At 72.6% G+C, this 12,807-nt stretch carries 10 protein-coding genes; 5 read left to right on the top strand and 5 right to left on the bottom strand.

Going from position 1 to position 12,807, the window contains the following annotated elements:
* The first annotated feature begins 3 nt into the window (after positions 1-3).
* From KUV85_RS03820 to KUV85_RS03830, 3 genes are read left to right on the top strand one after another with little or no spacing between them, the layout of a single operon-like run.
* Positions 4-1,503: an arylsulfatase gene (locus KUV85_RS03820; RefSeq protein ID WP_219961894.1), complete on the top strand. Its 1,500-nt coding sequence runs from the start codon at positions 4-6 to the stop codon at positions 1,501-1,503.
* Complete coding sequence (locus KUV85_RS03825; RefSeq protein ID WP_219961895.1) at positions 1,481-2,449, top strand: formylglycine-generating enzyme family protein; 969 nt, start codon at positions 1,481-1,483, stop codon at positions 2,447-2,449. Before KUV85_RS03820 ends, KUV85_RS03825 begins: the two co-directional genes overlap by 23 nt.
* On the top strand, positions 2,442-3,356 hold the full coding sequence (locus KUV85_RS03830) for an HAD family hydrolase (RefSeq protein ID WP_219961896.1): 915 nt from the start codon (positions 2,442-2,444) through the stop codon (positions 3,354-3,356). Before KUV85_RS03825 ends, KUV85_RS03830 begins: the two co-directional genes overlap by 8 nt.
* Here KUV85_RS03830 and KUV85_RS03835 read toward each other — a convergent pair.
* Positions 3,332-4,225 carry a bile acid:sodium symporter family protein gene (locus tag KUV85_RS03835; RefSeq protein WP_219961897.1) on the bottom strand — a complete coding sequence of 298 codons (894 nt, stop codon included), beginning with the start codon at positions 4,223-4,225 and terminating at the stop codon, positions 3,332-3,334. The two genes, KUV85_RS03830 and KUV85_RS03835, sit on opposite strands and share 25 nt — an antisense overlap.
* Before the next feature lie 140 nt (positions 4,226-4,365).
* Between KUV85_RS03835 and KUV85_RS03840 the strand changes: the two genes are divergently transcribed.
* Positions 4,366-6,060 carry a SulP family inorganic anion transporter gene (locus KUV85_RS03840; RefSeq protein ID WP_219961898.1) on the top strand — a complete coding sequence of 565 codons (1,695 nt, stop codon included), beginning with the start codon at positions 4,366-4,368 and terminating at the stop codon, positions 6,058-6,060.
* A gap of 5 nt (positions 6,061-6,065) precedes the next feature.
* Here the strand turns inward: KUV85_RS03840 and KUV85_RS03845 are convergent, their stop codons facing one another.
* Together KUV85_RS03845 and KUV85_RS03850 are read right to left on the bottom strand one after the other, a co-directional pair.
* Positions 6,066-7,694, bottom strand: coding sequence for a SulP family inorganic anion transporter (locus KUV85_RS03845; protein ID WP_219961899.1), 1,629 nt, complete (start codon positions 7,692-7,694; stop codon positions 6,066-6,068).
* 55 nt (positions 7,695-7,749) lie between these two features.
* The gene (locus KUV85_RS03850; protein WP_219961900.1) at positions 7,750-8,097 is read right to left on the bottom strand and encodes a phage holin family protein; all 348 of its coding nucleotides are present in this window, start codon (positions 8,095-8,097) and stop codon (positions 7,750-7,752) included.
* A gap of 183 nt (positions 8,098-8,280) precedes the next feature.
* On the opposite strand from KUV85_RS03850, the gene KUV85_RS03855 reads away from it, so the two are divergent.
* The gene (locus KUV85_RS03855) at positions 8,281-10,815 is read left to right on the top strand and encodes a LuxR C-terminal-related transcriptional regulator (protein ID WP_219961901.1); all 2,535 of its coding nucleotides are present in this window, start codon (positions 8,281-8,283) and stop codon (positions 10,813-10,815) included.
* Here the strand turns inward: KUV85_RS03855 and KUV85_RS03860 are convergent.
* Both KUV85_RS03860 and KUV85_RS03865 read right to left on the bottom strand, forming a co-directional pair.
* Positions 10,784-11,632 carry a YhjD/YihY/BrkB family envelope integrity protein gene (locus KUV85_RS03860; RefSeq protein WP_219961902.1) on the bottom strand — a complete coding sequence of 283 codons (849 nt, stop codon included), beginning with the start codon at positions 11,630-11,632 and terminating at the stop codon, positions 10,784-10,786. The genes KUV85_RS03855 and KUV85_RS03860 overlap by 32 nt on opposite strands.
* Positions 11,629-12,780, bottom strand: a complete 1,152-nt coding sequence (locus tag KUV85_RS03865; RefSeq protein WP_219961903.1) for a hypothetical protein — start codon at positions 12,778-12,780, stop codon at positions 11,629-11,631. Before KUV85_RS03865 ends, KUV85_RS03860 begins: the two co-directional genes overlap by 4 nt.
* Positions 12,781-12,807: the final 27 nt, after the last annotated feature.

Here is a 12,807-nt window from a genome sequence, read left to right on the forward strand (position 1 = left end):
GCCATGTCGGACATGCCGAACATCCTGATCATCTGGGGCGACGACATCGGGATCAGCAACCTCAGCTGCTACAGCGAGGGGATGATGGGCTACCGGACGCCCAACATCGACCGGATCGCCGACGAGGGAGTGCGGTTCACCGACTACTACGGCGAGCAGAGCTGCACCGCGGGCCGCGCCGCCTTCATCACCGGACAGAACCCCTACCGCACCGGCCTCACCAAGGTCGGCATGCCGGGAGCCGACATCGGCCTGCGGGCCGAGGACCCCACCATCGCGACCGCGCTGAAGAACCTCGGTTACGCCACCGGCCAGTTCGGCAAGAACCACTTCGGCGACCGCGACGAGTTCCTGCCCACCATGCACGGGTTCGACGAGTTCTTCGGCAACCTCTACCACCTCAACGCCGAGGAGGAGCCCGAGCTCGACGACTACCCCTCGGAGGAGGACTTTCCCGACTTCCGCAAGAACTTCGGGCCACGCGGCGTGATCCACTCCTGGGCCAACGGAGACGGCACCCACCGGATCGAGGACACCGGCCCGCTCACCAAGGAGCGGATGAAGACCATCGACGACGAGGTGCTGCCCGAGGCGCTGCGCTTCATGGGTGAGGCGCGGGACGCGGACACCCCGTTCTTCCTGTGGCTGAACACCACCCACATGCACTTCCGGACCCACGCCAAGGACAGCAGCCGGGGGAAGGCCGGGCGGTGGCAGTCGGAGTACCACGACACGATGTGCGACCACGACGAGCTCGTGGGGGAGGTGCTCGACTGGCTCGACGACCAGGGCCTCGCGGAGGACACGATCGTCATGTACTCCACCGACAACGGCCCACACATGAACACCTGGCCCGATGCGGGCATGACGCCGTTCCGCAACGAGAAGAACTCCAACTGGGAGGGTGCCTACCGCGTGCCGGCGCTGGTCCGGTGGCCGAGCCGGTTCCCCGCCGGCGCGGTGCGCAACGGCATCGTCAGCCACAACGACTGGTTCGTCACCCTGCTCGCCGCCGCCGGCGACGCCGACGTCGCGGACCGGCTCAAGCAGGGCACCGACCTGGCCGGCTCGACCTACCGGGTGCACCTGGACGGTCACGACCAGCTCGACTACATCACCGGGACGGTCGCGGCGAGCCCCCGGCAACACTTCTTCTACTGCTCCGACGACGGCGACCTGACGGCGCTCCGGTTCGACAACTGGAAGATCGTCTTCATGGAGCAACGCGCCACCGGCACGCTGAACGTGTGGGCCGAGCCCTACACCGAGCTGCGCGTGCCCAAGATCTTCAACCTCCGCACCGATCCCTTCGAGCGCGCCGACATCACCTCCAACACCTATTACGACTGGCTCCTGGACCACGCCTGGGTCCTGGTTCCCTCACAGACCTACGTCGCGCGGATGCTGCAGACGCTGCAGGACTTCCCACCGCGCCAGGAGTCGGCGAGCTTCACCGTGGGCAAGGTCATGGAGAAGATGCGTGCCGGAATCTCGAGCGCCTGAGCGGGGCCGCGAGCTCGTCGCCCTGCCCGGCGGCGCGTTCCGGATGGGCTCTGACGACCACTACCCGGAGGAGGCGCCGACCCACCCGGTGCGGGTCGGTGCCTTCTCGATCAGTCCGACACCGGTGACCAACGCCGAGTTCGCGCGCTTCGTACGGGCGACCGGCTACGTGACCGTCGCCGAGCGACCGCTCGACCCAGCCGGCTTCCCCGGTGCCCCACCGGCGAACCTGGTCCCCGGCTCGATGGTCTTCACGCCCACCGACGGTCCGGTCGACCTGCGCCACCTCAGCCAGTGGTGGACGTGGACGCCGGGGGCGCACTGGCACGCGCCGTACGGTCCGGGGAGCTCGGTCAAGCGGATCCCCGACCATCCGGTCGTCCAGGTGTGCCACGAGGACGCGCGCGCGTACGCCGACTGGGCCGGACTCGACCTGCCGAGCGAGGCCGAGTGGGAGTACGCCGCTCGCGGCGGCCTCGACGGCGCCCCCTACACCTGGGGTCACGAGAAGCGCCCCGACGGCCGGATCATGGCCAACACCTGGGACGGCCCCGACTTCCCTTGGCGACACTCGAGGGAGAGCGGCCACCTCCGCACGGCGCCGGTCGGCAGTTTTCCCGCCAACGGATTCGGGCTCTTCGACATGGCCGGCAACGTCTGGGAGTGGACCGAGGACTGGTGGACCAGCCGCCACCCCGAGGCCGCGGAGACGGCCTGCTGCGCACCGGTCGACCCGCGCGGGGGAGATCTCGAGGGCAGCCTCGACCCCCGGCAGCCGCAGTTCCGGACCGGCCGCAAGGTGATCAAGGGGGGCTCCCACCTGTGCGCCGACAGCTACTGCCTGCGCTACCGCCCGGCCGCCCGGCGGCCACAGATGGTCGACACCGGCATGAGTCACGTCGGCTTCCGGTGCGTCCGGCGGGACCCGGGGAGCGACGATGGGTGACCCGCTTCCCTCGTGGCGTCCCGGCGCGGTGCGCGAGTCCGTGGTCGCGTTCCTCGACGCGGTCACCGACGTACCGGTGGCGGACCGCCTCGCCTGCTTCGACAACGACGGGACGCTGTGGTGCGAGCGGCCGACCTACGTGCAGTTCGACTACCTGATCGACCTGCTCCGGGCCGCGGACCGTGCGGACGCGACGATCCAGGACCGGCCGGAGTACGCCGCGGTCCTCGACGGCGACCCCGAGGCGATCGGCGACCTCGGGCTGGTGAGGGTGGCGCTCGCGCTCACCGAGCTCTGCGAGGGCTGGACCCCGGAGGAGTTCACCGCCAGCGTGGGTGCCTTCATGGCGCGTGCCCCGCATCCGACCCTCGGCCGCCGGCATCGCTGGGCGGTCTACCAGCCGATGCTGGAGCTGCTCGACGCCCTCCGCGCTCGCGACGTCACGGTGAGCATCGTCAGCGGCGGTGGCACGGAGTTCGTGCGGGCCGTCAGTGACGACCTCTACGGCGTACCGCCCGAACTCGTGGTCGGGACGATGATTGCCTACGACTACGACCGCGATGCGGGCGGACGACCACGCCTGCGCCGTACGGCGGAGGTCGACAAGGGCCCCAACGAGGGGGCGGCGAAGGTGAGTGCCATCCAGTCCCAGCTCGGGCGGCGACCCCGGTTGGCTGCGGGCAACTCCGGGGGCGATCGCGAGATGCTCGAGTGGGCAGCCGGTCAGGACGGGCCGTCCCTGGCGCTCCTGGTCGACCACGACGACGCCGACCGTGAGGTCGCCTACACCAGCGTGGCCCAGAGCTTCGCCGAGGCGGAGCCGATCACCGAGGTGGGCTCCGCACTGGGGTGGACCGTGGTGAGCATGGCGCGGGACTGGGCTCAGGTGTTCCCGGAGGCTCGCTGAGCAGGGTTCCCCGGCGCGTCCGGGGTGTCCCCGCTGCGCCGGCCGAGCTCGGCGGCGAAGAGCAGGAGCACCACGGGCATCGCCACGGCGGCGGCCAGGGTCCGGACCACGACGTCGGGGGAGAGGCTGCTCGCGATCACGATGGCGGCAGCGATGTTGCGCTGGGCCGCGGCGAGCTCGAGGACCCGCCGCTCGCTGCCCGGACGTCCGAGGCCCGACAGCGTGCCGGCCGCGAGGCCGGCCAGTATCAGGAAGGCGACGCCGAGGAGCACCCACGTGCCCGCCACGCCGAGGAGGTCGCGCCAGCCGGCGAGCAGAGCGGCTGCCAGGCCGAGGACGAGGCCGGTCGTCGAGAGCCGCTGGACTCCCGGGGCCCACCGGCCGGCATGGTGGGGGTGACGGGCGTGGACCAGCAGCCCGATCGCGAGCGGCAGGATCATCAGCCAGACCAGGGATCCGGCGATCTCACCGGGTGCGACCGCGGCCTCGGGGACCAGCCACGGTACGACCACGGGGGCGTAGGCCACGGTCACCACCATCAGCAGCACCATGCTGCCGACCGCGGTGGCGGCGTCGCCGCCGGCCAGTTTGGCCAGTGGTGCCAGGAACGGGGCACCGGCAACGCAGGCGACGAGCAGCAGGGACGTCCGGGAGGCCTCGTCGACCGGCAGCGCCGTGACGATCAGCACGCCGGTGGCGGGGACCACGACGAAGTTGGCCACCAGCAGGCCGAGGACGAGGCGGACGTCGCGCAGCGGGCGCGCGACGGCACCGAAAGTGAGGGAGAGCCCCGTCCCGAGCATGCTGGCGACGACGAAGACCAGCATGCCGACGCGGGCGAGGGGGATGAGGACCTCGGCTGCTTCCATGCCACGAGTCCAGCAGCGAGGGGGGCGGGTCACCTCACCCCGGCAGGATGATCACCCGCAGCGGGGGAGGCGGTGCGGTGGCCCCGCGGTGAGGGTGGAGGCTCCGGAGGGGAGGGCACGATGCGGAGGCGGTGCCGAGGGTGAGTTCCGAGCAGGACGCGGGTGGGCTGACGCGTCGACCCGCCCGGAACCCGAGCACGTTCCTGCCGATCCTGGGGTGGGCGCCGCGCTACCGCGTGGGGAGGGACCTGCGGCCGGACCTCGTCGCGGGCATCGCACTCGCCGCACTGCTGATCCCCGAGTCCATCGGCTACGCCGGCATCGCAGGGGTTCCGCCGGAGGTCGGCCTGTACGCCGCGATCGCCGCGGTTGCGGTGTACGCGCTCACCGGCGGCACGTCGATCCTCGTCGTGGGGCCGGCGTCCGCGGTCGCGGCGCTGAGCGCCTCGTTGGTCGCGGAGCTCGCCTCCGACGGAGCCGACCCCGTCGCCCTCACAGCTGCGCTCGCCGTGTCCTCGGGGCTGCTGCTGCTCCTCGCGGGACTGCTGCGGCTCGGGTGGATCGTCAACTTCATCTCCCGACCGGTGCTGCACGCCTTCGTCGCGGGTCTGTCGCTCTCGATCATCATCGGCCAGCTCGACGACCTGCTCGGGGTGGAGATCGACGCCGAGAGCGCTGTCGTGCGAGCCGGGCAGGTGGTGGCACGTGTCGGACAGTGGGATCCGGCCACCGTGGTCCTCGGCGTACTCGCCCTGGGGCTGCTCGTCGGTCTCGAGCGCTGGGCGGCCCGCGTGCCCGGAGCCTTGGTCGTGGTCGTCGGAGCCATTGCGGCGGTGTGGGCGTTCGGGCTCGACGACGGCACGATCGCGGTGCTCGGCTCGATCCCGCAGGGTCTGCCGGCCCCGGCACTCCCCGGCATCGACGTCCGGACCTGGCTCGAGGTCACGGTGGCGGGGGCGGCGCTGGTCCTGGTGGGCTTCTCGGAGGGCTACGCGGCGGCGAGCGCGGTGTCGGACAGCACCGGCGAGAAGGTCGACGGCGACCAGGAGCTCGTGGGCGCCGGCGCCGCGAACGTCGCGGCCGGGCTGTTCGGCGGGCAGGCCGTGTCGGGCAGCCTCACCAAGTCGGCGGCCTCGCAGGCCGCCGGGGCCCGCACCCAGGTCGCCAACCTGTCAGCGGGAGCGATCCTGGTGCTCACCCTGGTGGTGCTCGCCCCGGTGTTCGAGCTGTTGCCGGAGGCCGTCGTGTCGGCCGTGGTCATCGCCGCGGTGCTGCCCGCGGCCAAGCCGTCCCGAGTGCTCGACCTGTGGTCGGTCAACCGGTTGGACTTCGCCGCGGGGCTCACCACCTACGTCCTCGTGCTGGTGTGGGAGACGCTGCCCGCGATGATCGTGGGCGTCGCGCTCTCCCTCGTGTTCCTCGTGCGGCGCGCCAGCTTCCCTGACGTCGTCGAGGTCCGGCGGAGCGAGGACGGGACCTTCCGTGAGGTGGAGGACGACGCACCTGCGTTGACCCACCCCGACGTCGCCGTCGTCCGATTCGAGGCGTCACTGGTCTACGCCAACGCCGACCGGCTCGTCCGTGCCGTCGACACGCTGCTCGAGGAGCGCTCCCTGCTCCGACGGGTGGTCCTGGACGCCGAGATGATCGCGGACCTGGACTCGACCGGTGCCGAGGCGCTGCTCGCCCTCGACGGCCGCCTGGCCGAGCGCGGGGTCGAGCTGCGGCTAGCGAGGATCCACCGCCGGGCGCGCGGGCAGTTGGAGCGCTCCGGCCTCGCCGCCCGGTTCGAGGGGCGCATCCATCCGCACGTGGTCGCTGCGACCCTGGACTGACCGGATCACTCCTGCCGGCCCTGGTCCTCCATCGCGTCGCTCCAGGCCCGTCGCACCGTCTCGCCCAGCCATTCGGTGCCGAGGTAGACGTTGTGCTCGCCGAGTTGGTCGACCAGGCCCTCACCGCGCAGCTGGCGCAGCACCTGCTCGTTGCCGAGCACCAGCTTGAGCGCACCGCCACGCGAGGCGAGGGAGGAGCCGTAGCGGCTCAGCACGTCGAGCAGGGTCAGTCCGAGTTGGTCGACGCCGCGCAACCGCAGGACGACCACGGCACGCTCACTGCCGGCCGTGACCGCGGGTAGCTGCGCCTCCAGGACCGGAGCGCTGGCGAAGAACAGGCTGCCGTAGGGCTGTAGCACGACGACCGAGTCCGCGGCGAGCACCCCTGGCGGATCGGCCTCCCGGAAGCGGCCGTCGGTGCGGAGGTCGATGGCACGCAGCGCGACCCGGTTGGACTGGTTGGCCACGTGGAGCACGATCGCCAACCCGACCCCGGTCACGACGGCGAACTGGAGCGGAACGACGAGGGTCAGGGTGAAGGTGACCGCCAGCACGCTGACCTGCAACGGTCCGGTGCGGACGACGGAGAGGAGCGCGGCCGGCTTGACTGTCCGGATCCCGACCACGATGAGCAGCGCCGCCAGTGACGGCATGGCAATGCGTCCGACCACGTCGGCGAGGAGCAGGATGACCACCGCCATCGTGATCCCGGCGATGAACAGGGAGAGCCGGCTGCGCGCCCCGGCCGAGTGCACCAGCGCCGAGGCCGACATGGAGCCTCCCACGGGCATTCCCTGGAAGACGCCGGAGAGGACGTTGCCGGCGCCCTGGCCGATGAAGTCGCGCGAGGTGTCGGACCGTCGTCCGTCGGGGTTGGGGATGCCGGCGGACACGGCTGCCCCCTGCACCAGCCCGACGAAGGCGAGCGACAGGGCCGGAAGCAGCAGGACGACCACGTCGCCCAGGACCGGCAGGCGGGGCGCCGGGAGCGCGCCCGGCAGGTCGGCCAGGTCGGCCACGAGGCGTACGTCGAGCTGCAGCGCCTCGGGGAGGATCGACCCGGCCGCCACGGCGACGACCAGTCCGAGCGAACCGATGCGGGTGCGTCCCAGCGCGATGATCAGCACGACCGTGAGCGTGCCGACGGCCACCGACCACGGGTCGGCGCGCCACGGATGCAGCACCAGGTCGAGCGCGCGCAGCACGCGGTTGGCGGCGTCGGACTCGTAGCCACTGAAGTTCGACAGCTGCCCGAGGACGATGTTGACGCCCACGGCGCTCACGAAGCCCGTCATCACCGCAGTCGGCACGAACCGGAGCATCCGACCTCCCCGCAGCAGGCCGAACGCCACCATGACGCCCCCGGTCAGCACCGCGAGCGTGAAGAGCGCCCGCTCGGGGTCGGGACGTGAGGCGAGGTCGGTGTCGGCGACGACGAGTGACATCGCTCCGGTCGCCTGCACGGCCATGAACGTGCTGCTGGTGAAGGCGGCGGCCCCCACCATCCCGAAGAGGTACCCGTAGAGACCGGCGACCGGGTTCACCCCGGCCAGGACCCCACTGGCCAGCCCGTCGGGCACGCTCTCCACGCCCAGCACGATCCCGGCGGTGGCGTCCGGGCGCAGCTCCGCCATCGACGGCCGACGGCCGGGTCGCCAACGGCGACGAGAACGGTCGGGCACGGTGGGATCAGTCCAGCACGAGCTTGCCGAGGACGGCATTGACCACGGAGATGGCCACGGCGGCGACGACGGTCCGGACGGGTCCGCCCACCGACAGGGCATCGGTGAGCCAGGCGCTGAGGGCGAGCAGCAGGCCGTTGAGCACGAGCGAGAACAGCCCCAGCGTGACCAGCGTGATCGGGGCGGTGAGCAGCCTGAGGACGGGGCCGACGACGGCGTTCACCAGCCCGACGACGGCTGCCGCGACCGCCAGTCCGAGCACGCCACCGCTCACCTCCACCCCCTCGGACACGGCCGCGACCGCGGCGAGCACGACGGCGAGGAGCACCCAGTGCATCGCGATCCTCCGGAGCATCTCGCCCACCTCCCGGTCCCATGGTTTCGGCGCCCGGGGTTCGGCGCGTCACCCGGGACGGATGACGAGGGTCCGGACGGGCCGGTCGAGGTGGTACGGGTGGTGCCGGCGGACGGGGTGGGGTTGAATGGCCGCACCAGCCCCGGTGGAGGGTCCGGGGTGGAGATCTCGGCGAGGGCGCCCATGACCACGGGGCAGCAGTACGCAGCGGTCGTGTACCGGTCGCGCCTGGTCGCGCGCCTGGAACGACTGCGCCACGATCCGGCAGCACGCCATGCACTGCTCGCGGCCCCGCCCGGGTTCGGCAAGTCGACCCTGGTCCGTTCCTGGCTCCAGGAGCCGGCCGTCGGCGTGCCCGTGGCGCTCACCCACCTGCGCGACATCGGCGACGACCGGCGCTCGCTGTGGCAGCGGGTGCTGACGGCCCTGACGAGGGTCACCGACGAGACCGTGGGTGAGGCACTCGGGCGCCTTCCCCTGCCGGACCGCTCCGGCGGCCGTGGGTTCGTGACCGAGCTGTTCGACGTGCTCGGTGGGGTCCCGATCGTGCTGGTGCTCGATGACGTGCACGAGGTCAGCGGCGGTGCGATCCCTGACCTCGACCGCTTGCTCGCCGGGGCACCGGACTCGCTACGCCTGGTGCTCCTCAGCCGCACGCGGCCACCGCTGCCCGCGCTGACGGACCTCCGCATCCACGGGGAGCTGGACGTGCTGGCCGCACCCGACCTGGCCTTCTCCCGCGAGGAGTGCGCCGAGTGCTGCCCCCACCTCACCCCGGAACAGCAGGACCTGGTCTGGGAACGCACGGAGGGCTGGCCGACCATGGTGCAGCTCATGGCGCTGGCGCTGGAGCGGTCCCGCGACCTCGACGACGCGGACTGGCCGGGCGTGGACGGGCTCGCCGACCGGCTCTTCGGGGAGGTCTTCCAGGCGCAGGACACCAACGCCCAGCAGGTGCTGCTGCGCTGCTCCGTGGCCGACCCCATGCCGTTGGCGCTGCTGGTCCGGCTGGCGGGGTGCGAGGACGCGGGGGAGGTGCTGGCGCGGGTCGGTGGGTGGTCGGGCCTGCTGCGTGAGTCCTCGGGGACCTCGGGCGTCCCCGACTACCGCCTGCACCCGATCCTGCGGGCCTACCTCCACGGCGAGCTGGTCCGTCGCGACGCGTCCGCCGCCCGCGACGCGGAGATCGTGAGCGCCGCCTGGTTCCTCGATCGAGGCGACGGCCTGCGCGCCGTGCGGCACGCCGTGGCATCCCAGTCCCGCGAGGTGCTCGAGGCCACGTTGGCGGCTGTGGGGCCGGGACTCGTCGCTGACGGCCTCGCGCCACAGCTCGTGCAGGCACTCGGATCCCGCCTCTTCCGTGGTGCCACCGGTCCGTGGACCGCCGTGGTCGGTGCGGCCGCCCTGGTCGACCAGGGCCGCACCGCACCGGCCGCGGCACTCCACGAGATGCATCCGGAGGCGCACGACGACGACCTGCGAGCGGCCCAGGCGTCCGTGGGCGCGCTGCTACGGCGCCGGCGGGGACGTCCGTGCGGGGACCTCGTCGCGATCCCCGACCACCCCGGCCTCGACGTCGAGATGTCCTACTCACTGCACCACGGCGCCGAACTGCTGCGGGCCGGGGAGCTCGCCGACTCCCGCCCCCTGCTGCGCCGGGCCGTCGACATCGCCGAGGGGCGGGCGCACGGTGCACTGCTCGTGGACGCCCTGACCTTCCAGGCGGGGCACGACGCGGCCACGGGTGACTTCCCGGCCATGCGGGAACACCTGGGCCGGGCACGGACCGTGGCCGAGGACGGTGGATGGACGGGATCGCCGCGGGCCGCCCTGCTCCACATGCTGGAGGGGTGGCTGGCCCACCTCGACCTCGATGACGTCCGTGCGCGCACGCTCGGAGCACGAGCGGCCGAGTTGGTCGATCCCGACGACGACCCGTCGACGGTGGTGGCGGTCGACAGCCTCGTGCAGGGTGTCGTGGAAGGTGCAGCGCAGCTCGACACCAACTGGGTGCACGAGTGTTGGCGTCACGAGGGCGAGACGCGCCTCGCGCCGGACCTCGTCGCAGGCGTGGCGCTGGCCGACGCGCGGGTCAGCCTGCACCTCGGCCGGACGGACCGCCTCCGGGAGGTCGTCGAGGGCCTGCTGCACCAGTTCGGCCCCACGGCCGAGACCCGCCTCGGATCGGCGTACCTCGAACTCGCGCGCGGACGTCCCGCGCGGGGCACGGACGCCCTCGCTGCCGTGCTCGACGGCGACGCCCCCGCGGTCTGGCCGCTGACCCTGCTCGAGGCCCACGTCCTGGCCGTGCGACTGGCGTTGGCACAGGACCACCGGTTCCGTGCCATCGGCGAGCTGCGCAGGGCGCTCGGCCTGGCCCAGCAGCTCGGGACGCCTCGGCCACTGCTCGGGCTCGAGGCGGACGGGCTCGCCCTGCTGACGGAGGGGCAGGGGTCCTGGGGCCCACAGGAGGAGGTCGTGCAGCGCGTCCTCGAGTACGTGGCGGCCCAGCGTGGTCCCTCCCACGTCCAGCTGACCGACCGCGAGGTCGACGTCCTGCGCGAGCTGCCGACACTGCGCACCGTGGACGAGATCGCCCACGACATGGTCGTCTCGGTGAACACGCTCAAGACCCACCTACGCAACATCTACCGCAAGCTGGGGGTGTCCTCCCGGCGCGAGGCGGTCAGCGAGGCCCGGCGGGCGGGACTGCTCTGAGCTCGACCAGCATCCGGCTCGCCCAGGCGCCGGCCACGGCGCTCGCGACCGCCACGAACGCGATCACGACCAGCCACGAGACGAGCGCCACGGCGACGCCCACCACGCCGTACCGCGCCGCGTCGCGCTCGATGAGCAGCGGGACGTAGATGCTGCCGGCCCAGCCGGTCAGCACCTGTGACACCGCTCCCAGGACGGCTCCGGGCAGGCAGGCGCGCCAGCCGACACGGAGGTTGAGCAGCAGCCGCGTCAGCAGCCACCAACACGGGATCGCCACCGCGAGTTGGACCGGCACTGCCAGCAGGGGGCCACCCGGGAGGTCCCGGGAGAACCCGGTCACGATCGCCACGACGGCAATGCTCGCGATCAAGGTCGCGGTCCCCAGGGCACCGCGAAGGGCGCGTCCCGGTCCTCGGTGCGGCAGCCGCCAGGCCGCCTCGAAGGTCCGCTGGAGCGCGCGACCGAAGGAGTTGACCGAGACCAGGAGGATCACCAGTCCCAGCACCGAGATGCCGCCCGTGGGGTCGGGCGGGCGCGAGAAGAGCGCGCGGGCGGCGCTGGCCGCTTCCCCGGAGAGCTCGAAACGATCGACGAGCCACTCCGCGACCTCGGCCCCGCCGGTGGTCCCGATCCAGCTCGCCACCACGATCAGCAGGGGCACCAGGGCGATGAAGGCCTGTCCGGCGAGGGTCAGGGCACGGTCGCGCAACTGCACCTCGCGCAGCGCCACCAGGAGCTGTCCGGCAGGTGTGTCGACCAGCTCGTCGTACAGCCGCCGGCCGCGCTGCGCCCACGAGTGCCGGCGCCGGGGGCTCACCGGCTCCACGGGGCCGCACGCGCGACGGTGGCACCGACGCCCCCGACGACCACCAGCACCGCGAGCAGCAGCGGACCGGGGTCGGGGAGGACCAGCACGGCCAAGAGCGCCGACGCGGCGACGCCGACGCCGATCCAGCCGGACAGGGAGTGACCGGTGACAGCGGCCCAGCAGCGCCGCCAGGTGTCGGCCACCGCGCTCCGCAACCGACGTGCGCGGGTGCCGGAACCGGTCACCAGGGCCGTGCCGACCACCAGCGCCATCACCACGATCCCGAGCCGTGCCACGGTCCGCAACCGGGCGGCCACCACCTCCAGCACCGCCTCCCCGGCCGCCGAGGCGCCCGGTGGGAGTCCGCCGAGGACCTGCTCGCGGCCGACCGACAGCCCGAGCACGAGCAGCAGCAGGACGGCCAGGGAGCCGCCGGCGAAACGGATCACCGCCCGCCGACGATCCCGCGCCAGCGCCACCCCGGCGAGGAGCAGGCCTGCGCACGCCCAGGGGAGGAGCAGGCCCCAGCGGCGCAGCACGTCGTAGCCGGTCTGCGCCTTCTCGAGTTGTTCGACCGATCCGATGGCGAAGGAGGCGTCCGCGACCTCGATCCGGTCGGCGCCGGGGACGCCGCCCTCGACCAGGCGCGCGCGAAGCGTCTCCAGCAGCGTCGACACCGGCACGCTGACGGTCTGGTCGGCACCGAGCTCGACGAGGTCGCTGTCGTCCTCGAGCACCGCGACCAGCTCGGTGTGGGCCACCTCGTTCGCGGACGCCCACGAGTCGGCGAACGCCTCGCTGGCGACCAGGGAGTGGGCGGCCCGCGAGACGCGTTCGTCCAACCGCTCCCGGAGGGGCTCGGCGAGCAGGCTCAACACCCGGGCGAGCTCCGGAGGCACGCCGCGCGCTTCCAGTGCCTCGGCGGCCCGCGGCAGCGGGTCGACCCCGTCCAGGCCCTCCATGATCCGCTCGGTGAGGAGGTCGGCGACCGCGGACCGGACCGCCGGCTCCTCGGCCAGGGGTGCCACCGTGGCGACGAAGTCGTCGGTCTCGGTGAGCGTGCTGCGCAGCCACCAGCCGGTGACCGACAACGGCACCAGCACCACGGCCAGGACCAGGCAGGTGGCCGAGCAGGCAGCGCGCCAGTCGGGCCTCACCGCATCGACGGTAGGCAGTGGCGGTCG

It is taken from the genome of Nocardioides panacisoli (assembly GCF_019448235.1).
GTDB classification, from domain to species: domain Bacteria; phylum Actinomycetota; class Actinomycetes; order Propionibacteriales; family Nocardioidaceae; genus Nocardioides; species Nocardioides panacisoli_A.